Origin of the sequence: Flavobacterium sp. 1355 (assembly GCF_017833415.1) — a bacterium.
In the GTDB taxonomy this organism is placed as follows: Bacteria; Bacteroidota; Bacteroidia; order Flavobacteriales; family Flavobacteriaceae; genus Flavobacterium.
In genome coordinates, this window is the sequence record NZ_JAFICC010000005.1 from 172,082 (window position 1) to 195,633 (window position 23,552).

The 23,552-nt window shown below is 36.6% G+C and carries 26 protein-coding genes; 6 read left to right on the forward strand and 20 right to left on the reverse strand.

What is annotated here, in order from left to right; translation table 11 throughout:
* Nucleotides 1–82: 82 nt before the first annotated feature.
* The gene (locus JOD96_RS08080; protein ID WP_209563769.1) at nt 83–2,257 is read right to left on the reverse strand and encodes a hypothetical protein; all 2,175 of its coding nucleotides are present in this window, start codon (nt 2,255–2,257) and stop codon (nt 83–85) included.
* A 392-nt stretch (nt 2,258–2,649) separates the two neighbouring features.
* Here JOD96_RS08080 and JOD96_RS08085 point away from each other — a divergent pair, with 392 nt between their 5' ends.
* On the forward strand, nt 2,650–3,288 hold the full coding sequence (locus JOD96_RS08085) for an NAD(P)H-binding protein (protein ID WP_209563770.1): 639 nt from the start codon (nt 2,650–2,652) through the stop codon (nt 3,286–3,288).
* 131 nt (nt 3,289–3,419) lie between these two features.
* Here JOD96_RS08085 and JOD96_RS08090 read toward each other — a convergent pair whose 3' ends face one another.
* From JOD96_RS08090 to JOD96_RS08115, 6 genes are all read right to left on the reverse strand, one after another.
* Entirely contained in the window at nt 3,420–3,569 is a 150-nt protein-coding gene (locus JOD96_RS08090; protein ID WP_209563771.1) for a hypothetical protein, read from the reverse strand.
* Between the two features lie 19 nt (nt 3,570–3,588).
* Complete coding sequence (locus JOD96_RS08095; protein WP_209563772.1) at nt 3,589–4,065, reverse strand: CinA family protein; 477 nt, start codon at nt 4,063–4,065, stop codon at nt 3,589–3,591.
* Nucleotides 4,066–4,092: 27 nt separating this feature from the next.
* On the reverse strand, nt 4,093–4,749 hold the full coding sequence (locus tag JOD96_RS08100) for a DUF6766 family protein (RefSeq protein ID WP_209563773.1): 657 nt from the start codon (nt 4,747–4,749) through the stop codon (nt 4,093–4,095).
* A 261-nt stretch (nt 4,750–5,010) separates the two neighbouring features.
* A complete protein-coding gene (locus tag JOD96_RS08105) occupies nt 5,011–5,991 on the reverse strand; it encodes a chemotaxis protein CheB (protein WP_209563774.1) in 981 nt (326 codons plus the stop codon).
* Between the two features lie 686 nt (nt 5,992–6,677).
* The gene (locus JOD96_RS08110; protein ID WP_209563775.1) at nt 6,678–7,268 is read right to left on the reverse strand and encodes an NAD(P)H-dependent oxidoreductase; all 591 of its coding nucleotides are present in this window, start codon (nt 7,266–7,268) and stop codon (nt 6,678–6,680) included.
* 409 nt (nt 7,269–7,677) lie between these two features.
* The gene (locus JOD96_RS08115; RefSeq protein WP_209563776.1) at nt 7,678–8,220 is read right to left on the reverse strand and encodes a Crp/Fnr family transcriptional regulator; all 543 of its coding nucleotides are present in this window, start codon (nt 8,218–8,220) and stop codon (nt 7,678–7,680) included.
* 63 nt (nt 8,221–8,283) lie between these two features.
* Between JOD96_RS08115 and JOD96_RS22525 the strand changes: the two genes are divergently transcribed.
* A complete protein-coding gene (locus JOD96_RS22525; RefSeq protein WP_262898516.1) occupies nt 8,284–8,412 on the forward strand; it encodes a hypothetical protein in 129 nt (42 codons plus the stop codon).
* A gap of 182 nt (nt 8,413–8,594) precedes the next feature.
* On the opposite strand, the gene JOD96_RS08120 is transcribed toward JOD96_RS22525, so the two are convergent.
* The 4 genes from JOD96_RS08120 to JOD96_RS08135 all read right to left on the reverse strand — a co-directional run bounded on the left by JOD96_RS08120 (nt 8,595) and on the right by JOD96_RS08135 (nt 12,019).
* Nucleotides 8,595–9,134, reverse strand: a complete 540-nt coding sequence (locus JOD96_RS08120; protein ID WP_209563777.1) for a hypothetical protein — start codon at nt 9,132–9,134, stop codon at nt 8,595–8,597.
* Between the two features lie 166 nt (nt 9,135–9,300).
* On the reverse strand, nt 9,301–9,975 hold the full coding sequence (locus JOD96_RS08125) for a PQQ-like beta-propeller repeat protein (protein WP_209563778.1): 675 nt from the start codon (nt 9,973–9,975) through the stop codon (nt 9,301–9,303).
* Between the two features lie 227 nt (nt 9,976–10,202).
* Complete coding sequence (locus JOD96_RS08130) at nt 10,203–11,270, reverse strand: PQQ-binding-like beta-propeller repeat protein (protein ID WP_209563779.1); 1,068 nt, start codon at nt 11,268–11,270, stop codon at nt 10,203–10,205.
* A gap of 170 nt (nt 11,271–11,440) precedes the next feature.
* A complete protein-coding gene (locus JOD96_RS08135; RefSeq protein ID WP_209563780.1) occupies nt 11,441–12,019 on the reverse strand; it encodes a hypothetical protein in 579 nt (192 codons plus the stop codon).
* Nucleotides 12,020–13,547: 1,528 nt separating this feature from the next.
* On the opposite strand from JOD96_RS08135, the gene JOD96_RS08140 reads away from it, so the two are divergent.
* The 3 genes from JOD96_RS08140 to JOD96_RS08150 all read left to right on the forward strand — a co-directional run bounded on the left by JOD96_RS08140 (nt 13,548) and on the right by JOD96_RS08150 (nt 15,823).
* A complete protein-coding gene (locus tag JOD96_RS08140; protein WP_209563781.1) occupies nt 13,548–14,312 on the forward strand; it encodes an SDR family NAD(P)-dependent oxidoreductase in 765 nt (254 codons plus the stop codon).
* 66 nt (nt 14,313–14,378) lie between these two features.
* The gene (locus JOD96_RS08145; RefSeq protein WP_209563782.1) at nt 14,379–14,816 is read left to right on the forward strand and encodes an ester cyclase; all 438 of its coding nucleotides are present in this window, start codon (nt 14,379–14,381) and stop codon (nt 14,814–14,816) included.
* 95 nt (nt 14,817–14,911) lie between these two features.
* The gene (locus JOD96_RS08150; protein WP_209563783.1) at nt 14,912–15,823 is read left to right on the forward strand and encodes a helix-turn-helix domain-containing protein; all 912 of its coding nucleotides are present in this window, start codon (nt 14,912–14,914) and stop codon (nt 15,821–15,823) included.
* An 809-nt stretch (nt 15,824–16,632) separates the two neighbouring features.
* Here the strand turns inward: JOD96_RS08150 and JOD96_RS08155 are convergent.
* Nucleotides 16,633–16,854, reverse strand: a complete 222-nt coding sequence (locus JOD96_RS08155) for a DUF2798 domain-containing protein (protein WP_209563784.1) — start codon at nt 16,852–16,854, stop codon at nt 16,633–16,635.
* A 19-nt stretch (nt 16,855–16,873) separates the two neighbouring features.
* On the reverse strand, nt 16,874–17,641 hold the full coding sequence (locus JOD96_RS08160; RefSeq protein WP_209563785.1) for a hypothetical protein: 768 nt from the start codon (nt 17,639–17,641) through the stop codon (nt 16,874–16,876).
* Between the two features lie 160 nt (nt 17,642–17,801).
* Here JOD96_RS08160 and JOD96_RS08165 point away from each other — a divergent pair, with 160 nt between their 5' ends.
* Nucleotides 17,802–18,173 (forward strand): winged helix-turn-helix transcriptional regulator, encoded by a 372-nt coding sequence (locus JOD96_RS08165; protein ID WP_209563786.1) that lies wholly within the window; start codon nt 17,802–17,804, stop codon nt 18,171–18,173.
* Nucleotides 18,174–18,285: 112 nt separating this feature from the next.
* Here the strand turns inward: JOD96_RS08165 and JOD96_RS08170 are convergent, their stop codons facing one another.
* The 7 genes from JOD96_RS08170 to JOD96_RS08200 all read right to left on the reverse strand — a co-directional run bounded on the left by JOD96_RS08170 (nt 18,286) and on the right by JOD96_RS08200 (nt 23,540).
* Nucleotides 18,286–18,684, reverse strand: coding sequence for a hypothetical protein (locus tag JOD96_RS08170; RefSeq protein ID WP_209563787.1), 399 nt, complete (start codon nt 18,682–18,684; stop codon nt 18,286–18,288).
* A 72-nt stretch (nt 18,685–18,756) separates the two neighbouring features.
* The gene (locus JOD96_RS08175) at nt 18,757–19,080 is read right to left on the reverse strand and encodes a hypothetical protein (protein WP_209563788.1); all 324 of its coding nucleotides are present in this window, start codon (nt 19,078–19,080) and stop codon (nt 18,757–18,759) included.
* Nucleotides 19,081–19,325: 245 nt separating this feature from the next.
* Nucleotides 19,326–19,565, reverse strand: a complete 240-nt coding sequence (locus JOD96_RS08180) for a hypothetical protein (protein ID WP_209563789.1) — start codon at nt 19,563–19,565, stop codon at nt 19,326–19,328.
* 433 nt (nt 19,566–19,998) lie between these two features.
* Nucleotides 19,999–20,655, reverse strand: coding sequence for a fibrobacter succinogenes major paralogous domain-containing protein (locus JOD96_RS08185; RefSeq protein WP_209563790.1), 657 nt, complete (start codon nt 20,653–20,655; stop codon nt 19,999–20,001).
* Nucleotides 20,656–20,816: 161 nt separating this feature from the next.
* Nucleotides 20,817–21,290, reverse strand: coding sequence for a hypothetical protein (locus tag JOD96_RS08190; RefSeq protein ID WP_209563791.1), 474 nt, complete (start codon nt 21,288–21,290; stop codon nt 20,817–20,819).
* 230 nt (nt 21,291–21,520) lie between these two features.
* Entirely contained in the window at nt 21,521–22,261 is a 741-nt protein-coding gene (locus JOD96_RS08195; RefSeq protein ID WP_209563792.1) for a hypothetical protein, read from the reverse strand.
* A 733-nt stretch (nt 22,262–22,994) separates the two neighbouring features.
* The gene (locus tag JOD96_RS08200; protein ID WP_209563793.1) at nt 22,995–23,540 is read right to left on the reverse strand and encodes an Imm42 family immunity protein; all 546 of its coding nucleotides are present in this window, start codon (nt 23,538–23,540) and stop codon (nt 22,995–22,997) included.
* Nucleotides 23,541–23,552: the final 12 nt, after the last annotated feature.

A 23,552-nucleotide genomic window follows, 5' to 3' on the forward strand; every position in this document is an offset into this window, starting at 1 on the left:
GCTTATATTTTGATAATGAGCCAATTCTGGAATCCTTACTCCTTTTTTTAGTATTAAATTTTCTTTCCTCCATTGTGAGGCTTTACCATTGCACCTTAATTACGCTCTGACCTGAAACTCTATACTCGTGTCTATTAGCATTTTCGTGGAAGGCTTTCAGAAGTTCTTTATCCTGAAACACTTTCATGTTAATTTTTCGGTCTCCCAGTTTTATAATCTTCAAATTACAGCACATGGCTATATCACCATCCAGATGGATGGTGATTGATTTTCCTCTTTTGTTTTGCCCGATAATAGGATAATCGATAAAAAGCAGAAAGTCATCCTCTATTTTAATGTATTGCCTTGGCACCACGCCAAATGGCATGCCGGCGCCATAGACTTCCTGACCTACCTGTCCGCTTTTTTCCCAGCCATTGTACAGATCTTCCAGGGGAACCCATAAATCCGGCTGTATTTCTCCGGTTTTTACTTCTTCTGAAAGCATTTCTTTGGGCAGCATTGCAGGATAATAGTAGGCAATCCTTGCAACCGCATACTTAATGAACTCCGGAAGCAGTGTTTTTAGGGCCGGTAAAATTTCCACATCTTTGGCCTGAACCATATATTCGGATAGGGCGGCATATACTTCCAATTCTTCATAGGCGGCCGTATAAGGCGCGTCATTGAGGGGAAAGATCGAGAAGAAATTCGTGTAATTCTTGCCAAAGCCGTATTTGCAGTCATAGAGCTGAATGTTTTTAAATAATCCGGTAAGGCAGGTATAACTTAAGTCCAGGTATAATTTTTTATGGGTAATTTTATACAGTTCCAGTAATGCGCCGGCTGCAAAGGCGGTATTATTGGCCTGGTATAAAATATCAAGCCCGAGATCTTCCAGTTTTTTTGCCGCTTTTTCCGCTTCGTTCAGATAACGCTTTTCTTTGGTAAGCTTAAAAACCAGTAACATCAAATGCGCGTAAGAACCCGGAACATCATTTTCTCCGCCGGCGCCCGGCGCGGTTTCTTCCTTGATAACCTCAAGGGTCTGCATCTTATAAAATACAGGCCATGTATAATCAAAATGATGCGCCACTTTTATTACATAGTCTATAGAATCCAGAACGAGCTTCTCTGCGGTTTTGTCTCCCTCTAAAGCGAGCCTTGCCAGATTCATCAGCGGATGATGCAGGTACCAGGAATCCATTACCATTTCTTTCTTTTGCTCTTCAGACTTATCAAGTTTATCCATCATCGAGGGAAGCCAGCGGTTGATGCAGTTTATTTTGAGATCGTAAAAAGCGGGCAGCCCTCTGATCAAATCCTCGCAGATGGGCTGTTTTTCGGCGCTCCATTTTTCATATTCCTTAAAAGGGGCCAGTACGGCGAGCTGCACCATGCTCTCGGGAGGGGTTTCATAGTCGCACAGGTAGGCGCTTAAATAGGGCTTTCCGTCTTTTTGCGTCCAGGCGCCTTTGTTGTGGGTTAAATCCGCAATCACTTTTTGGGCTATTTCCGGCCAGTTGTGATAGTCGATTCTGGGCTGCTCAAGGACTTTATAGATCTTCACCAGATAATTTAAAAAGTGCTCGCAAATCGTCGTGGTTTCCTCAAATAACTCGCTATCAAGTAGTACATAGGCATCTGAAATGGTGAAAGCTGTGCCTGCAGGCAGCGGCTGCTCCCTGGTCGCCGGAAGCTGAAATCCAATTTCCGGCCAGCTCCCGCCAACAGTATTTTTGGATTCGGTTTTGGTAGCCTCACAATATTCAGAAAGGGAAGTCAGATTTTGAAAATAAAAAAAGGATCCGGTCTGCGGTCTGGTAATGCTTGCAAATAAAAGTCCGGATCGCGATCCGAATTGTTCCATATGAATTTTTCCAGCGGTATTCTCTATGCTTCCAGTTTGCGTAAGGGGCAGGATATCCCTTGGCGAGAACGGGATCATCAGGGGCATATTGGCCGTGAATGTGGTGGTATAATGTAAGATGGAGTCCGGGAAATCAACACGGACTTCGTAGCTTCCCAATCTTGAATTCAGCACAATAACCATAGTGTTTTCCTTCTCAAGAAGATTGGCCAGTTCAAAAGTGCTGTTCATGGCAAATGCGGCGCGAAAGGCTATTTTTCCGCCTTCGGGCATTATGGCAACAATCCAAAGGGAATCGCCAGTGTTGTAGAATTGATAGGTATAGTTGAGGATTTTCCTTTCCAATAGTATTTCACTATTTTCGATATCGGCCTGGGCTGTGGCACTCCATGGTGTTACTGTATGCATAGGATTATAATTGGTTTATAAAAAGTGATGTTATAATGTCATTAGGCAATGCGCTGCAATTCAGTTCAAAGCGCAGAATCAGCAAAAGGGAGCAAAGTGCAATAACTCCTCTATTAAGAGCTGATTCTTTCAAATTTCAACAAAAAGGTCTTTTTAAATTTACATAATTTTTGCCGGTTCTTATAAAATTTTCCATTTATAAAAACAACAGTAGCCAAGGCGGTTGATGCTGGCACCCCTGCAACTTGTTTGTTCACGGCTGTTTCACATTTATCTTAGATACGCACCCGAAACTAGGTAATAGCCTATAGTATGAGAATGAATATTTTTTTGCTATCTTAGGGTAACTGAAATCCCTATACAGGGCTTGCCTTATAGTTAAAACAGCACTTATGAAAGCATTATTGATAGGAGCGACAGGCTCCACTGGGAAATTCCTGCTCGATGAACTGATACAGGACAACGACTATACCGCTGTTACTATTTTCGTAAGACGGTCGACAGGAAGATCGCACCCCAAGCTGACCGAACATGTTATTGACTTTGCCAATCTCAATGAGTTGAGTGGGCTTATTACCGGAGACGTCCTTTTTTCCTGTCTGGGCACAACGCTAAAAGATGCAGGATCGCAGCAAAAACAGTGGGAGATTGATTTTGAGATTCCCGCCAATTTTGCCAAAATTGCCAGGCAGAACAGGGTGAGCTCAGTAGTCTTGGTCTCCTCAGATGGCGCCTCTCCAAACAGCAGGATTTTCTATTCCAGAATGAAAGGCGAATTGGAAACTGCCATTGCCGAACTTGATTTCGGACAGTATATCATATTCAGGCCCGGGCCTCTTTTGCGCCAGGGAACAGACAGAACCGGCGAGAAGATAATGTTGAAAGTCCTTGGTTTTTTTAATGGCATCGGACTGCTCAATAAATACAAACCCCTGCCAACAGAGGTGCTGGCAATGAAGCTGGCAAAGGCACCCTGGAAATTGCCCCAGGGAACCTCTGTTGTAAGACTTCAGGAAATAACTGCATTTTAAACGGACAATATGCAGCCAGGTAATCGGCGGTATTTATTTTGGCAGAAGCTGCGCTGCACCCGATATGCTTTTGGTGACAGCATAAAACTTCCAGATATTATAATTGTTTGAATGCTGTAAGATCCGATGTGTTATCGTGTAAGGTGCTGTCTTATAGCGTTTTGTATTTTTATGTAAGAACTAACATTTTCAATGAGTTCAGGTTCAAAACCTATTGTCTTCATAACCGGGCCGCCAAACTCCTGTTTAACTTCTTGTCCTTTTTGAAATGTACAATTCATAATTATATGATTTGGTATATTATTCTATTTTTTCGATAATAAGCATCGCAGTTTTATCTGCTGCCTGCGATACAATTTCCTCCGGAGTACCTGTAAATACTTCCCTGTGTTTTATTGTTCCCACTGGTGTAAGGATATGCAGAAAAATCGTTCCAACCGGTTTCTCTGCCGTCTCACTGCCACCTTCTGTGGTAAGGCCTGTAAGGGCAACCGTTATATCAGAATGGAATATAAAGGCGGTCCGTTCGGCAAGCACCTCTGTAACTTCTTCAGATTCGGGCGTATACTGCTCAATAAGAGTGTGGGGAACATGAAGTATCTGTTCCTTGACAAAAACTTCGTAACAAACGATACCGCCGCGTAAAACTTTTCCCGATAAAGGCGTCAGGGAAAATTCAGCGCTTAGCTTTCCCGCTGATGCGCTTTCAGCAAAGGCGATATTCCAGCCCTTTGCCGCTATAGCTTCACTGCATTGTATTATAATCTCTGATGGCATAACAATTAATTTTATTCAACATATATTTTATGCTCCGGTTTGCCTATTTGGGGCACCAACAGGCTTGGATTGCGGAGATCCAATTTGACGCAGGTAAATGGACAGTATGACAATGGCAAATACAGAAAGAAACTCGCTTTGCCAGTTTTGGAACGATTCGAACCAAAATCCCGAATCCCCGATATAATCAAAAGCGCTCTCCAAAGGAAGACCTTTCACTTTAAGCTGCTCGTTTTCATCTTTAAGGCTGCCATAAAAATGAAGAACAAACGAAACGATAAAAAGCAGCAGTAAAGAAATAGTAAGTGAATGTTTGTAAAGAGTAAGGATCCATCCTCCTTTTTTCACGGGCCATGGAGCATTCTTTCTTCTGGATGAAGGTTCCCTGTCCACTTCTTCGTCTTTATCAAAATCCTTAGATTCTGATGAGCCTTTTTGCTGAAGGAATATGGTGCAGATAACAAGCAGTGCCATTTGAAGAAATTCGCTTTCCCAATTCTCAAAAGTAGCCTGCAGGAAATGCCCGGAGCTTAAATAGGCCCCCAGGGTAATCCCTCTGGCATTTTCTTGCAGAAGTTCTTTGTTGTGTTCTTCAAAACCAAAAAAAAGCTGCCCCGCCATAGCACCCAGAAATAAAAGAAAAAAACAAACTGAGAGCCCGTTGTTTCGTATAAATGTTTTCATAGTGTCAGTTCTTTAGCTTACAAATATCCAAAAACACTGAAATATATCTCTTATAACATTCAGGGCCTTCATTATAAAATTAAAGCCTTGGAAGTGCCTTTTTCCTGCTGGGAATAATGAACGGCAAATAGCGGTCTTTGCAGTATGGGGGCAATCCGCCGGACCTATCTACTGTACTTAACAATTACAGCGAAAAACGAGCTAACCCCGGCAGTAGAATCCCACAGCTGGCCGGCTTGGTGTAAGTTGCTTTTGCAGGACCTACAGGCCCTGCGAGCCGAGGTCCTGCAAAAGCTTTTTAAGCCGATTAATATGATGCTCTGTGTCTTCAATACGCTGCAGATGGCCGCTTGAATGGCCTGCATTTGAATATCTCCCTGCCATTACCTTATAGAGATTGCTTCTTTCCTCCAGCATCCTGATGGAGACCCAGAGCGACTCTTCGAGTTTTTCGCGCTGCAATTTCTCCAATAGTTTTGCGGTATAGGTATGGCCTGTGTGACAGCGGTAGCGATGGGCCGGGTCATTCTTTACCGCCCAGAGCCCCCCTCCGCAGTCCGGACAGACAAAATCGCTGCGCTCCGCGATGCTTTTCATCTCATCAATATTGCTCATCATTCTTTTGGTAATATCCGCTTCAATGCGCAGTTCATCGGGAATGGCTACCTCTAAAGGAAGCGGTGCGTTTAAAACCTCACGGATCCGCAGTGGAATTTCTTCCAGTGGGGCCTTATAATCCACCGGTACATTGTTAAGGACGCTTTGGGGCATGCTGTAGAATTGCGCCAGGGATGGGTCCTGCACGATACAGGTGCCCCCGCAGCGCTTGATGGCCGACATGCCCGAGGTGCCGTCCTCGAGAGTTCCGGTAAGGACAATGCCGATTACCCTGTTGCCGTAAGCCACTGCAGCGGAGCGGAACAGCGCATCGACTGAGGGACGGTGTTTGTTTTCATAGGCCCCCGAGGTGACCCTCATATGTTCTTCCTCCAGAATAAGATGATGATCGGGTGGTGCCAGATAGAGGTGCCCGGCCTGGAACGGCATCCCGTCAGAAGCAACTTCACAGACAAGGGAAGTGTGCCGTTGAAAAATTTCGATAATGTTCTGCGCGCTGGAATCCCGCGAGAGATGCTGCACGATAAAAAACGCGGCGTCCATCTGGCCCCCCAATCCCCCAAGCACGCTTTTGATCGCGGGAATGCCGCCTGCCGAGGCGCCGATTACAATTATATTTCGCATAAGGGTTCTATTAATTTATAGCAGTAATATACGTAATACTTTAAAAATAAATTTATAGAATTAGGATAAAATCCTATAAAACAGTTGCCTCGGCATTTTAAAAATAGAGCGTTAAGCCCTATATGGTGTTAAACCTGTATGCTGTAAGTCCCAAAAAAGCTATGGATTATCTGCAAGATCAGAGGGGCAGTAATGTAGGTGGGATTTTTTTTCTTTAAAGTCAGAGGGTTCAGGGGCAGGGTCTTACTGATTTACTGCATGGCCGGCATCAGGGCGATGTTTTCAGGTATGTCGGATGAACTATCGGTCTATATTCTTATGATACACCTCGAGCTAGGCGGGGTGTCCATAACATAATCTTCCATTTATGTTTACTTAAGTTATCTAAGGGCTGGAATGTTGCTCTTTGCGTTGTTTTTAAGGCTTTGTACTGAAACTGTTTTAGGAATGGCATTCTTTACGCCGTCAAAGATGAACTTTTCTTTTAACCCGGGGTTACAGCCTGCCGGCATAATATTACAGAATTAGCATCTTTATAATATTATTTTTTGGAAGCTCTTCCCGCTGTCCGTTAAAGGGATGATTAAAATGAAATTCGACAAGCCATTGGAGCATAGGGGAAAAGAAAAAGTTTCTTTGCTTTAGTTTTCGGCTGGATGAATGGGATATTTTTTATTGCATTAATGTTATCTAAAATCAGTAAATCTTTTTTCTAAATCATCTAACCATTTTACTCTCTTTTTTTGGGTAACTGATTTGACCATGTTATGACTGATCCAGTTTAAATTCTTATATCCCATAGTTTTAAAAACACTTCTGAGCATTGCTTTTCGAATCAGATTGCCGATGAGCAAAGAGTACATTATCCTGGGTTTATTCATTGTGGTGATAATAGTTACACCTTTTAAATTTTTCAATAGTGGTATAAGCCCAAAACCCCTGGGATGATGGTCATAGACGATACCGGGCGCGAGAACCCTGTCGACAAATCCTTTGGTCATGGCGGGCATGAGATCCCACCAAATGGGAAAAATGAAAATCAAATGATCTGCGTTTTTCAAACGATTGTTGTAATCTATAACCTGGGGATCAACCGGCGTATGGGCTACAAAGGCCTTCAGGTCTTCTTTAGACATTACCGGATTGAAATTATCAGTATCCAGATGCATAAGATCTACCTGGTGCTTCCCTTTTTGAAGACCTTTAATAACTGCTTCCAAAATGGCGCTACAGTAACTTTTTTCATAGGGGTGGTTGAACACAATAACTACTTTCATTTTTGAATTGTTTATTATTTACAAGGCAAAGATGCAGCAGTAAGGGGTATTTGGACGATAACAATTGTTAAGAAATATAGTTGGTCTGAATCATCTTGGAATGAATTAAAGCTGGATTACTCCAGCTCCTTACAATCAAAATGATATCTCCTGAGAAGACGGATCACTTTTTTGCCGATGTTTTTTTTACTTTCAATACGCAAAATTTTATCACAATCTTCAAGGTCAAAATTCCACTGTATGTCCTGGAAGTTTGAATCAAGAACAGGCTTTAATTTTTTAATTTGTGTTTTGTTTTTGACTGATGTTTTAAATACGTGTATCATATGCCTTGCAATTTCTATGGTGATTCAAGCACAAAATTGGCAAATCATAGGGCAGACTATCGATAACAATTGTTAAAAAAGTTTTATCGTCTGTTGCGAATCCTGCTCAGCGATACAGAAGTGATTCCTAAATAGGAAGCGATGTAATGCTGTGGGATACGTTGTATAATTTCGGGATGCTCTGCCAGCAGCTGCTCATAACGCTGCTGAGGAGTATTTTTAAGATAGGAAAAGAAAACCTGCTGGTTTTTTAGAAGCCTCATATACAAATGTTCCACTATAGTATCTTTTAGTTCCGGTGAATTCCGCAGCGTATCCTGGAAATCTTTTTGCGTGATGGTTTGTATAACACAGGGCTCAATGCTTTCAATAGCGTACAGACTGGGTTTGCCGGTCATAAAGCTTTCAATGGACGACACACCGCCGCCTTCAAAAAAAAACTGTGTGGTTATGTCTTTCCCGTTATTATTGATCCAGGTTCTCAGACACCCTTTTTCAATGAAGAACATGGTTTTTGAAATGCTGCCTTCTTCCAGCAGTATGGTCCTGGCAGGAACCTCTATTGGAGTAAAAAAGGGTTTAAAAATACTCCATCTGTCGGTATTGGTTTCTGCTTTTTCTGACATGGCTACATCTTTATTTAACCCAAAGGATATGCGCTATAACGGCTGTTGATTTTAAGTAAATTTATGGAAAATAAAATAATTATCGCTGGGACAAAAAATAATTTTTTTTTACTTTTTGATCTGCCATTGGGCGGAGCTGCAGGGCCTGAATTAACCGGGATGGGAATTGTTACCCGGATCCGGGCGGGATGATAAGCATCATCAATTGTATTAATATTGTTTTTTTAGGAGCTGCTCCTGCTATATGTTGCAATCTTTTGCACACGAGGGAAGCGAAGCGAACAGGCGAAGCAAAACCCGCAATTACAGACCGTTTTTAAACTAAGCCAGGTGTCCAGTTCCCTTGTAGCAAGTGTTAACTTCTGGTTTTATTTCTAATGCTCTGTTAAATCCGTAAAGTAAAAATATAAATTTAAAACCCTCTGTCTTATTATTTCGCAATATTCAGCGTAATAATTAGTATCAAGCGGACTGCCGTCAAATCTTTTTGAGAACCAATTAAACTCTTTAATTTTAAAATTTTTCCAGGCACTTTGCGCTATTACCAGTTCTGTCCTTTCAGCTGCATTGCATTGCTTTTTTGAAAGGGCATAATATTTCTCTACTAATTTTTCGTACTCCCGGGTTTTGTTTTTGATAAGTTCTAGTGCTTCTGTAGTATTAAGTTTTAGGGTCCCGTTTAATCTTCTGTTAAGGTATTGGATTTTAAAAGTATCGATTGCAAATTCAGAATAAATGTTTTTTGTAAAAGGATTCATTTGTTGTGATTCGACTTCTTCTTTTAAATCTTTAATTTTACTTTCAATCTCCATATTAATTTCTGTTTCTAATTCTTTTCTGTTAGTTTGGGAGAAACAATAATTCAGCGAAATACAATAAAATGCAAGTACGGGTAAGAGTAGTTTTATTTTCATTAAGAGGTTGGTTTGTATTTATTTTTAAGTATAAAGTGCATTTTTTGTTTCTGCCGGCAAATTCCAGCTTTCGGTATTCCGGCTTTATGTTTCCCTAATTTTTTAAACGCATTGCCTGTAAATGCAGCATTTTTTTAACGTCTCCTTTAGTGGCTATTAGCGGTAGTTATTTGGTTATTTCAATTTCATATTCACAAACTTCACTGGATTTCAATGGTTCGCATTTAACAGTGTAGGTTTTATTAGATCTTATAAAGCGATACTGATGATTTTTCATATGACAATGATTTACTTTTGCGTTATAAATAAGTTGTTGTAAAGAGTCATTTTTGGTTTTTGAAATTAGTTTTCCCGACTCAATATCATAAGTGGACACATATTGCCAATAAACGGTCTTCACCAGTAATGTAGCATTGGTTGTGTCAACCGAATGCCCGCCGTAAGGATAATCGAATTTAGCTTTCCATATCATTTTTCCATCATTGTTAAATGTAGCGATATCGCCTAAGTAGGAACAATAAATAACCCTGCTGTCCTGGAAAGATGCAGGTTGACTCGCAAAAGCACCAACATGCGTGCGCCAGACAACAAGTCCGTTCCTGGGATTCAAACAATAAAGAAAGTTAGCATCTCCTCCAACATCAATTGTATTGCAATATATCCTGTCACGATATATAATGGCGTTTTGCAATCCTCTTTGATCAAACGTATCAGGCCAAAAGTCTCCTGGATTTAAAAGCGGATAGGGAACTGTCGGGTCATATTCAAAATTTGATGCATTCTTATGGCAAGAAATGAGGAAAATCAATACATAAACCACTAGTAACGAAAGTCGTTTCATAATTTTAATGATGGTTTTGATCTGTGTAATTCTAAAATTTCCACAATTGTTTCTTTTTTATTAGCCGGGGGGAATAAAGATGCGGAATTCTAACGTTCTGGCGCTACACGAGGTTTGGGATTAAAGATGCGAGGTTTTTCGGTTAAACACAAATTTTCCAAGTATAAAACCATCTTTAAATTCAGCCAAATACCAAAATCTCGTGTAACGCTGTTAGCAGATGTTTTTTATTTTAGTACCCAAATTTCATTTCCACCAGTCGGGAAATATATTCTGTTTTTTTCAACAATAGGTGTTATGATTCCATAATTAAAAGGTTGAATAAAATTAATCTTTCCTTTATTTATAGTTACAGAATATACATTTCTATTCATTGTTCCAAAATAAACATTTTCTTTATAATTAATAATATTAGTATCTGCTTGGTCTTTATTTAAGTTTAATATCCAATTTGTCTTTCCATTTTCAATATTTAAAGAAATGATTTTGTTGTCATAAGTACTTAAAATTATATTTTTATTTACAAGACAAGGTTCATACAATAAATCACAATTTAAAGATTTAGACCAGATTTCATTTCCATTCTCATAATTCAACATTAAAACTTTTCCGTTTTTGAAATTTTTATCAAGTAAAACTAAAAGTCCTTTTTCAGTTATATATTGCCTTATAGTTTCGAAATTTTTATATTTATTTTCCCAAATTATTTTTGCATTCTCATCGTTAATTGCCAGGAGTTTAACTCTTAGGGCTGAAAAACCTATATAAATTGTTTCTTTAAAAAATGCTGGTTTATTTGTCTGTGTAATGTTAGAATCCTTCGGGAGAAACCATATTACTTTTCCATTAGTTTTATTTATTTTACTAAATCCATTTCCTTGTACTGAACCATAAATTGATTGATTATATCCGGCTAGATCATATCTTAAATTTATTTCGCCATTAATTTTCCATTTTAATTTTCCGCCTTTATCAAAACAATTTAAATCATTTCCATATTCTGTCAAAAATAAATTTTGCTTAAATATCAATGGCTTATGAATCGGATTATAATCAGTTTTGAAATTTATATCAACATTTGCATTTTCTATATTTACAGAATAAAAATTATTATTTAAATCTGCAAAATATAATTGATTGTTATTAGAAATTAAGGAAGATGGCATCCAATCAAATTTTGCATTTTTCCAAAGCAATTTTACATATTTATTATATTCGGATTCCTTATTGTTCTTCTCTCTACATGATAGAAAAGAAATAAATAAAGCGAGTATTAGATATTTTATTATTTTCATTTTTGATATGCGATTGTTTTCAAAATATCTGCTAACGTTCTGGCGCTTGGCGAGGTTGGGGAATAAGGATGCGGGACTTTTCGGTAAACACAAATTTTCCAAATACAAAACCATCTTTAATTTCAGCCTAAAACCCCAATCTCGTCAAACGGCTGTTACCAGCTGGTTTTTTAGTCTGTTATTGTTTTTTTAGTTCCATCATCGTTGATGTGTTTAAATACATGATTTTGGTCAATTATTTTTCCACCGATCTTTGTAAATGTTCCAAACATTCCATTCCAATCTTCAGTATCATATTCTTTAGCTGTATCCCAACGTATAGTTCCAAATAAATTTGGCTTGTCAAGTTCTGATTTTACTATCACTCCAAATTCTCCATTTACAGAAATCTTTGTTCCAGAAATAAAGTCGTGATTCTTTTTCCAATAATCAGTTCTCATAAAAATTCTGTTTCCTAATTCAAATCCTTCGATTCCTGCAAAACTATCCCATTCACAAGTAGGAGCAAACCAATTCCATATTTGAGTAAAATCTGGTACGTTATCAAACTCAACGTCAAAAATTCCTTCTATTAGAGCTTTGTGAAAATCTTCGGCTGAGTCAAACTGTCTACAATATCCTCCCTTAAATTCGGATAATAATTTTTCTGCTAGATGCAAGTCAGCAATTAGTTCAAAAAACTCATACTTTCCCCAGAATTCAACTTTCGAAAGTTGTTTTGTTTTTTTCTTAAATAGTCTATTAAACATTTCAGTATTGTGTTAGATTTCTGAATTTGCTTGGCGCTTGCTGGTAACTAATTTATATCGGCCATAAAATGGCACCAATACGATTTTTTTTAGCTGGCTTTGTGCAATTATATGCTTTTTAGCGAATATAAGAATAATATTAAATCTTTTTGGTTTAATGACCAATCGCGTCAGGCAGAAGATCAAACCGATCCGGTAGAGGAAATTCATTTGACAGCTGCAACCCCTTTAATGCCCGGCTGATTTTGAAATACAGCTGTTAATTATTACTTATTGAAAAAGAGGTTGCTAAGTAGTATTTTCAGTTTCCTTTCCTGCGGGATAATCTGGGTACATTAAAATTTTCTCTGGGAAGGTTTAGTATTGCCTGTTGTAATCTGACCTGTCTCATTTCTGGTTATTTCACCTTTTTAAAGCTCCTCATTACCCAGCCGCCCAATTTCGAATTCTTTTCCTTATCGGAATGTCCTTTTCGGGCGCTATGTTCTCAAAGGCGTCGTTTTCAGCCTCATCGCCCTTGTTAGTCTCAATATCCCTTTCAAACTCCTTTAAAGGGTCATTCTCTATAAGGCCCTTTTCGATGTCCTTTCCGGTTATGTCTTTGGGGTCGCTTTGGGGTTCCTTTTAAGGGTTCTGCGGGTCATAGGGGTTGGGTGTTTTTGGCTGTGGTTTTTGGGTCTTTGATCGGGTTTTGGGAATTACGGTGGTGCTTGTGGTAATTTTTGGTTGTATGGGAGTTTGTCGTTTTATTTTTTGAATTAGATTATTGCTGTTGTTTTTTTTTTAAAGAGAGTGTTGCGGGGCGGGTTGGGCTGTTTGTTTTTTTTTAAATATTTTTTTTGGAGCTTTTTCCCGCTATCCGTTCCAATCTTTTGTGCCGAACCCCGGCACAAAAGGATTTCCACTGCACACGAGCGGAGCGAACTGGCGAAGCAATCAGGGCTAGGGCTGCAGGGCCTATTTTGCGTTGGAGAAATGTAAATTGGAGAAATGTAAAATTAAATTCAATTGTTGTATTTCTAATTTACAGGTGGTGCAAAAAAACAAGTATTTTTTCGTAAAATATTTTCTTGTTTTTTTGTCTAATAAAAAGGAAACGAAAACAAAAAATCTACTAATGTATTGATTAAAAGTTTTTTAAGTAAAATAAGGTGCCAATTGTCTTCAATTGGCGCCTGTTGGCTTTTTGTGACCTCGCCGGACAAATTACAGTAAAATTTATGGAAGATTTGAAGAGATTGGCTTATTACTGGCAAGGGCTGTCTTTCATTGGCTTTATAAATTTGGTTTGGATGTCCTGTCGGGGATTGACGAGATTTTTTAAAAACTGAATTTTGTAAATTTATCTGGGTTGTTGGGAATGCTTCAAGGAATAAGCTCACCATCATTATTTGAATGTCGTTCTTGCCACTAAAGTTGTCGGCAATTCCATTTTACCAGTTTTGGCTACTTAAATTATGGTTTTGGCTAAATTTTCTTTTCTGTATCTGCGCAAATTTGCAACATAATAATACTAAAAATAATCATTATGTCATCGCAAAGTAAAATTGCAGTAGTAACAGGAGGGAGCCGCGGTCTTGGAAAAGATATGGCAATCAATCTTGCCAAAAACGGATTGGATATAGTTTTAACCTATAACACTCAAAAAGAAACAGCAGAAAATGTTGTAAAACAAATTCATGATATCGGACAAAAGGCGGCCGCTATAAGACTAGACGTCTCAGATTCTTCTAGTTTTGATATGTTTAGAAAAGATCTTGGAGACCAAATAACCAATTACTTCCACTCAGATGGTATTGATTTTTTGATTAATAATGCGGGGTTTATTCACTATGCAAATTTTGATGCTATCAATGAAGCTCAATTTACAGAAATGGAAAATGTACACCTTAGAGGTCCATTTTTTCTTACACAAAAATTATTGCCATTACTAAGAGCTTACGGAGGAATTGTAAATGTTTCTTCAGGACTAACCCGTTTTGCCACGCCGGGATTTGCAGCTTATGCAGCACTAAAAGGAGCAATGGAGACATTGACAAAATATCAGGCAAAAGAACTCGGTGCAAGAAACATAAGAGTAAATGTTATTGCTCCGGGTGCTATCGAAACCGATATTATGGGCGGTGCGGTACGTGACAATGTAGAAATGAACCAATACCTGGCTTCGCAAACTGCTCTTGGAAGAGTTGGACTACCCGAGGACATTGGGGGAGTGGTAGCCTTTTTATGCAGTGATGCCGGCGGGTGGATTAATGCTCAGCGAATAGAAATTTCAGGAGGTTCAAATCTATAATTAGACTTAAAAATAGTTGATCATAGTTGATAAGCTGAATGTTACATACAATTAGAAGAATATAAAATGGAAAAAGAAGATAAAGGAGTAGTCAAAGCTCTTTCGAAACAGGAAATAGATACCATTGAAAGGTTTTATGCAGCATGGAAACTTAAAAAGCCAGAAGTATTAGACGAAGTCTGCATGCCCGACTGGAAAGATATTCCGCTCGCACCACATCAAGAAGATAACCCAAAAGGACTGCAGGCAATTATGAAATTTTTGTTCGAATTATGTCCTGATATAGAAATCGTAATTCATGAGATATTTGGCAGTCACGAGCGTGCAGCTGTAAGAGCCTCAATGCAATTTACGCATGTAAAGGAAATTATGGGAATCCCTCCAACGAATAAGAAAGTAACAATAGCACTGCATGAATTTCATTATATGCAAAATGGCAAACTTACCCATACCTGGCATTTAGAAGACTGGTTTGGTCTTTTGATGCAGAGCAAACAGGAATAAAAAATCTAATTGGCATTCGTATAATAATTTTTTGAATATACTTTTAAAAGAATTCATCTGAATTGAGAGTGTCAAAAAAATGTAAATTTGTATCTATGGAAGTAATTAGAATAAAAAGCATCACAGAGTATCATCGCTTTAGAGGGCTTCCTAAGCCGGAACATCCTTTAATAAGTCTGGTCGATTATGCACAGGTAAAATTCCCTGATGATGAAAAAACGACAAACATTGTGATGGATTTTTATTCTATTGCTTTAAAACGCGATATTGGAGCCAAACTCTATTATGGTCAGCAGGTTTACGATTTTGACGAAGGTATAATGTCATTTATAGCACCGGGGCAGGTTTTGCGACTGGAGCAGGATCCTGATTCATTACATAAAGGCGCGGGGTATTTATTGCAAATTCACCCTGATTTTTTATGGAATTCATCACTGGCAAAAAATATTAAGAACTACACGTTTTTTGATTATTCAATTAATGAAGCACTATTTCTTTCTGAAAAAGAGGAAAATATCATTGTAAATATTTTTGAAAATATAAGAGAAGAATACCACATCAACATTGATAGATTTACGCAGGATTTAATAATTGCGCAGATAGAATTGCTGCTCAAATATTGCGACAGATATTACAATCGCCAATTTCTTACAAGAAAAATCAGCAGTCATCAAATACTATCAAAAGTTGAAGAATTTTTGAATAATTATTTTGATGATAAAAACCGTGACGAAAGAAATCTTCTTTCTGTCCAGACTGTTGCTGATAATATGAATGTTTCTTCAGATTATTTAAGCAATTTACTGAAGCTTCATACTGGTCAGAATACGCAGCAGCATATTCACAATAAGCTCATCGAAAAAGCCAAAGAAAAACTTTCTACTACTAGTTTGTCAATTAGTGAAATTGCGTATGAGCTGGGATTCGAACACCTTCAGAGCTTTAGTAAATTGTTCAAAAACAAAACAAACGAAACACCCTTAGAGTTTAGAGCTAAGTTTAATTAATCGTTTTATTTAAGTTTTTAAAGTCTCTTTTTGCAGGGAGAAAATAAATGTAAAAAATCCAAAGTTACCTTGCCTGATTGCGTAATTGAAAAAAGGCGCCAATTGTCTTCAATTGGCGCCTTTTGGCTGATTATATGTAGTTATCTGTCTTCTAGTGGCTTTAGTGATTTGGTTTGGATATCCTGTTGGTGATTGATGAGAACTTTTAAAAACTGAATTGGTTTAAGGCAGTAAATTATTCTAGAGAAATTTGGTACAATAAAAAAGCAAGACATTAGGCTTTGGATTATAAAAACAATTGAAAATTTTAAGAAGCTAAATAATTACAAGAAAAGGAGTAGAATAAAAAGGTTTGTTTTCATCTGTATTAATTTTAATTGTCCAAATATTCTCTCCCCTGTTAAATCAATCCAGCCCTTCTGGCCGTTTGGTAATTCGAAACGAGCAAAATTATCCAGAAATTTTTCTAGCTGAATTTCTCTGTGTCTGAATTAGAATGAAAATAGACAGCCTGAATAGCAAGATTATCTTTTAATGCTATTTTTGATTGGCATCTACAAATTATATAAAAAAAATTAAAGTTATATTTATTTGTTCATTATTATATCTCTTTCATTTTAAATGAACATTCAAATATAGTAAACAGAACAACTTGGTCCTAAACGATTGTTTCATCATATAATTTTTACTAAAAGAAAAAAACTGGCTGCATAATCATTTTAGTATTTAAGAAAAACAATCTGAAAAACAAAAAAACTGCCCGAAATCACTTTTCGGACAGCCTCTTAAAATGAAAAAGAAATTCCCAATTACGCTCTAAAAATATAAAGCGTCAGTTTATTAGCCAAAGGGATAATGATCAGGGCACTAACATAAGCAATGGGCAGCATAATGAGCCAGGATTTAAAAAATGTAAAAATCCATCCTTCTTTTTCATATCCATTATTTAAAATGAGTACGCAAACTGCCATTATCAGTGTCATTGCTGTAACCACAAAAAGGGTATTGACATATTTAACAAAAAGCTTCATGACTTTTAAAAGGAATCGGTTAGAATTTTCCGTTTATGTTCTTCTGATTCTCTAAAGATGGAATTTCTTCAATAACATCCCAATGCTCTATGATTTTATTATTTTCAATTCGGTACAAATCATAAAAAGCCGAATGTGTTTTTCCAACGTAACCTTCACTTAAAACCAAAACAAAGTTTCCTTCTCCCAAAACTTTATGTACAGCAGTGTAAACTTGTGTTTTGCCATTATTTTCCCATTGTTTCAAAACACTAAAAAACTCCGAGACACCGTCTCCCATATCCGGATTATGCTGAATAAGGATGTCGCCGTGAAAATATTTTGAAGCTTCATTAAATTTTTTCCCTACCAAAACTTCTGAAACAAAAGATGAAGCTAGCTCTTTGTTAGCATCTGTCAAATGATGATCAATAGCTTTTGTTTTACCATCTGTCATTGTTCTTCCGCTCTTGTTTACTTTTTTAGGATTCGTCTGTAAATTATCCCAATGCTCTACACTCACACCATTTTCGAATCGGTGAATATCAAAAGCGACCGTTGGTTCAAATAAATAATAATCGACATGCACAAATCCGATATCGCCATCCTGAAAAGCCCTTACCACATTGGTGTAAACTTTTTCCATCGGCATTAAATCGTGCAGGGCCATAATTGCATCAAAACCGTCGGCTACATTAATATTGTGCTGTTTGTATGATTTAGGATTAATTAAGCCTATTTGTCCTAAAGTTTCGGTTTCGATACTGTTTTGAATTGCAGCAGCTTTTTCTCTGTTTGAAAGTTCCATTTTTTATATTATTAAAAATTATTCGGCAAAGTTATCTTGACCGTTGTAGTGATGCAATAATGGATAAAAGGTTCGTATGGGGATAATATTATCCATATAAGGTTATAGAGCCCGTATTGATTTATATGCTTATTTTTGTACCTATAAAAATATAGCTGCTATGTACGAAAAAAAGATTCCAAAAGATTTTGACTGCGGAATGAGTATAACACTTGAAGTAATAGGAGGGAAGTGGAAACCCTGTCTTATCGATTCTATATCTAAAGGTGTAAGAAGACCGAGTGAAATACACAGATGCCATCCTGATGCTACCAAACGTGTTTTGAATCTTCAGCTAAAAGAATTAGAAGATCATGGTGTGGTACGAAAAACCATATACCCGGTACTGCCTCCTAAAGTTGAATATTTCCTGACTGATCTGGGTAAAACTTTATTACCATTAATTTCGCACATGGAAAAATGGGGCACTAATTATATGCCGATATTTAATGAACTACAGCAGCATAAAAGAGATTTACAAGAGGCAGTTTAAATTGTTAAGGAAAAATCGTCCATCATAAAGCGAAAAATCGCCATTCCGCAGACTCGATTATTCGGGATAAAATTGACCATGGAGCAAAACTTATATGTGGCAGGTAATTGCATTAACCCACATTTTTTGCTTTCGATTTTTCTCGATCTATAAGTTTCACAAAAATCGCAGCGCACAGTAAAAAATCAAGTATATAAAAAGTTACGACTAAAAAGTCAAATTTTTCTCTTGAATTAGTATCAAAAATTGGAATTAGAAGTAAAGTGATAATACATAACATCGTCATCTTAATAATGCGGTTTAAATATTTTAAGTTCGCAATTCTTTGGTTTAAAACTCCAATTATTAGAAATGCCATCAGCCATGCAGGTACATGCAACATTAAACCATAAAAATATCCATCTGTCAAAGTATTAGCACCAATTGGCTGATGGTATATTACCGCAAAAATAAAGTACAATGAGTATGATAAAAAGGCAGTGCTCAATGCAGATATTAAATATCTTCTCATATTTAAGTAGTATTAATTATTATTTAAATCGTTCATAGTAGCTGTTATAAGCAGTTTTTTTATTGTCATTAATCAATTTTTTATAAACTTTCTTATAGTACCTTTTTTTAATTTATGCCTTAAATTTCCACATTCTATCTTAATCATTTCGTCATTATATTTTGTTTTTCCTAACTCAATGAGAAAACAACCTGTTTCGCCTGAAACTATTAAAGAATCGTTGTTCCAATAAGCTTCTGTAACATTACCAACAAACCCTTGGTGTCCATTGTGCAAAGAAATTGAAGAATACATTTCCAAGTATTCAATTTTAAACTCATCATTTATTTTCACTGAATTACTACACGAAACCAATGTTATTAAAGTAAATATTACTGAGTATTTTATGATTTTCATTAGATAATGTCTTTAAATTGCTTATAAGGTTTTAGTACTACAGTGGGGTAGGGAATAAATTACCCTTGAGACGGAGCCTCGAGGAATCAACTGATTAAAGTAAGCCCATCCTTCGGATTTGACACCCGAATGACAGCAAACAGGCGAAGCAAATCATCCCAATACAAAACTAACTTTCCATTAAACCAATTGCCCAAATCTGTTGTAGTACATGTTATGCTGTTAATTTCCACGCTTATTCGTAATTAGTTTTGCTGTTGCTCGGATTCAATTAAATAATTTTTCTTTCTTTTTTTCCAATTGTAAATAGGCAGGAATATAAAAGTTAATAAAGCGGTCATTACTGCGGCATATCCAAACCACTCTTTAATAAGTTCTTGCTTACCAAATTCTGTATAGTAATTTGCTGAACCAAAATCGTAAAAGAATTTAAAAACAGCTAGTCCAATAAGAAAAACTGGAAATCCTATTATTAATGACGGCATTACTTTAATGTCAATGCCAAAAACTAATTTGTAAGTAGTTATAAAAAACAGGAAAATAAGGAATATAAAAATGAGATTTGTATATATAGCCAAATAGCCAATAAAGTTTATCAACCATAAATTGAAGGAAAGGAGAAGTCCACAAATTAGCCCATAAATAATTATGAATCCGTATATTCTTTTCAGCCTTATTTTGTTTTCGGATTTCATATTACAATAATTTAAAAGTTTTCTTGTGTTTAACTAAGGTAGTGTTGTATAATAGCATATAACGTTCTGGTACTAGCAGGTTTGGGATTATATTAAACCTATTCTTCGAATTTACCACGCGAACGAAGCGAACAAACGAAGTAAATCATCCCAAATACAAAACCAACTTTTCATTAAGCCATTTGCCCAAATCCGTTGTAGGCTGTTGGGCGACGTTTTTTTATTAATTGTTTTTGATAAATCGAACATACATTCCATTTTCTGCTGTATGTGCAGAAACTTCACCCGTAACAGAATTATCTTCTGTCATTAAACCAATGAAATCATTACTGTTTTTACCTGCCTGTACTTTTGTACTCCAAAAGAAAACACAATAGTCTAATGGATAAAAATCCATTTCATTCACAGTACTTCTGTATCCGCCCGGAATTGCATTAAATCCAGAACTATTATCTCCATCCCATTCTTTAGATTTTAAATGCTGGCCGGCATTGTCGTAACCTCCTAAAGAAATAATTATTTCCTTCCATTCCTTAGATGTGGGAATATGGAATCCTTTAGGACATATTCCCCTTGGATCATTTACAGCAAATCCATTATAAATTTTTCCAATTTTTTTCTTGTTTTTTTGATTATTCTCGTGATAGCACCACGCTGGTTTTTTTAATTTACCATACTTTCGCCATTCCTGCATTGTTTTTACCTCGGGTATTACATCACCATTTTTGAAACGACTTACATTTAAATTTTCACTTGAGATTAAATACTTGTCAATTTTAACTAAATTGTATTTATTTCCATCAATATCAACAGCTATATTGTTTTGAGATTGGTTAGGAAGAAAGAATAATAGAATGAATGATAAAAATACTTTGTGCATTTCTTTAATTATGTTTGGTTACTTGAATTCTCTTTGGTTTTGTAAAATGTCGCCCAACTGATTTATGCCAACCATAAAATGGCAACAATACGACTGCTTTTTAGTTGCCTTGCGCTTTTAGTATACTTAGCGAATATAAGAATAATATTAAATCTTTTGATTTAATGTCTTACAAAGGTGCTTGCAGTATCATTGATCTTCACATCGGGATTCGCCCAATAGTTATATCTATTATTGGAGAACCTTTCTTTTGCAACAGCGAAAAGAAAGCCTTTTTCTTTTGGTTTACAAGTGGGCAGAATTCCCTTAAGGCTTGGATGAATCCAAACATTAAAATTTTCGCTGGGAAGGTTTACTATTGCCATTGTACTCTGACCTGTCTCATTTCTAGTTATTTCATCTTCTTTTAGCTGCTCATTGCCAAGTTTTCCAATTTCGAATTCCTTCCTTACCGGATTGTCCTTTTCGGGCGCTATGTTCGCAAAGGGATCATTTTCATCCTCATTGCTCTTTGGGTATCCATATCCGTTTGAGGCCCTTTTGAAGGGGCATTCTCTATTAGGTCTTTTTGGATGTCCTTGCCCGTTATGTCTTGGGGCCGCTTTGGGGTTCCTTTTAAGGGTTCTGCGGGTCATAGGGGCTGGGTGTTTTTGGCTGCGCATTTTGGGGCTTTGATCGGGTTTTGGGAATTACGGTGGTGCTTGTGGTAATTTTTGGTTGTATTTTTTTCGGTTTGATATTGTTTTTTTGGAGCTTTTTCCCGCTATCCGTTTCAATCTTTTGTGCCGAACCCCGGCACAAAAGGATTTCCACTGCACACGAGCGAAGCGAACTGGCGAAGCAATCGGGGCTAGGGAAGTAGCTGTTAGTGGCAGTTACATTTCTTAAAGTCTGTTATTTTCAATGTTATTGGTGTTTCATATCTCTCATTACTAATGTCCGCCGTAAAAGATTTTTTGGGTTTCAAAATAATTGTGCTGTCTGTCAAACCAATTGTGTCCATTAAAGTATAGATGTCTTCATAGAATTGAAGTTTGTAATTTACCGAACTGCAAATGTTATTTTTTTTGTCCTTGTATTCTATTACAGCTTTTGTTCCACCGCTTACCGTTTCTATTTGATAATAAATGTCGATTTTGAAAGAAGTGGTTTCTTTTGATTTGAAATGAATTTTAATTTCTGTGTCAAATTCTGCTATTAGTTTTTCTGTCTGATTTACTACTTCCAAATTTGAACCTGAACTTATTTGCTTTAGTACTTTAAAGGTTACTGATTTTATGAAATTATTTTTTTCGCTGTCAGAAAGTGAGTTTAAATTTTCAGAGCTAATACCAAAGTCAATATATTTAATTCGCTTATCAATATTTCTATTTGAAACTATAATTTCGCCTTCTTTCAAGATAGTCGTTAAGTTGATATAAATATGGTCAAATTCTCCATAAGTAAATTTTAACTCGTTTAATTTTCGAGCAATTCTCTGTCCAATATAGTTTGTGTCTTTTGTGGGAATAAAAATTTCACCCAATTCATTAGGTAAACTTTGTCCTGCGATATTTTGTTTTTCACTTTCGTAAAATCGTATGTCTTTTAATATTCTGTCAGTCATTCTCTAGGTGTGGATTAATTGCCAGTAACCAATTTATACCAGCCATAAAATGGTACCAATATGGCATTTTCAGCTGGCTTGTGCAATTAGTAAGCTTTTAGCGAATATAAGAATAATATTAAATCTTTTTGATTTAATGACCGGGTTGCTGGCAGTAAAATTGCACTGCTGCTGATCGATGCGGCCATAGCTGTTTTGGTTATTGGAGGATCTTTGTTTTGTTGTTCACGAAAAATAATGCTTTTTCTTTTTTTGATATTTTTTAGGAGCTCTTCCCGCTATTCGCTTCAATCTTTTGCGCCGAAACCCGGCACAAAAAGATTTCCACTTCTCTCGGGGCTAGGAAGGTAAAGCCGTTTTTTACTGGCTGCCATTTTATTTAGGGTGTTTTCTTCTTCGAGTCTTTTGTCTCTATCTTTCTTTTGGGAAGTATAATTCGATTACTAACCAGCGATACAATTAAAATAAGTATTCCAAAAAATAAAGCTCCATTTCTGTCAATTGATTCGGCGTTCATGCCAGTTCCTAAACGGGTTTTGTAGGACTGGCCAGTGGACAGAAAATTATTTAACTTCATATAAACGCCAACTGCAAGAAGCAGCAAGCCTATAAAAAAACATAAACCGGGAAATATCTTTGTTGAATACATCGAAATTGTTTTAGAAATACTTTGTGGATTTTGCCTGGGTATAATTTAATTGCAAAAATCCGTTGTAGTAGTTATGGGCTGTTTTTATTTTTTAGTATTGTTTTCGATTTCCATTAAACAGTCTTCAATTGTCTCAACAACGAAGTTCTTATCAATATTTATGGAAAACATTTCGCCAATTTTATCCACTGGACAAGGATCTCTTAAGCCTTCCCAAAGAAATTTTATTTCACCATTATCTTCTGTCATTGCAATCAAATAGGCATCTGTTGTTTCATCAATTGAAATATGACAATTGCTCCAAATTTCATTATCTAAAACTGGTAAATAACTATATTCGGTACTATAATGTTCTTCTTGTTGATTAGCTTTCCATATTAGTTCAAATAGTTCTCTGTCATTTCGATTATTAAATTCTTCGTGATATAAGGAGCTTGAATTATTTTCTATTCTGTCTTTAAGTTTTTTAAGTGAATTTTTCCAGCTACTCAAATAACAAGTTTCATTCTCGTCACCGATTATTTCCCCACCAAACACTAAATGGCAAAATGCGAAATTTGAATTGTTAAGGATAGGTATATATCGTAGGGCAAATTTTTTTTTCATCTCCAATATATTTTTTGTTTTCATTTTTCATTTTTT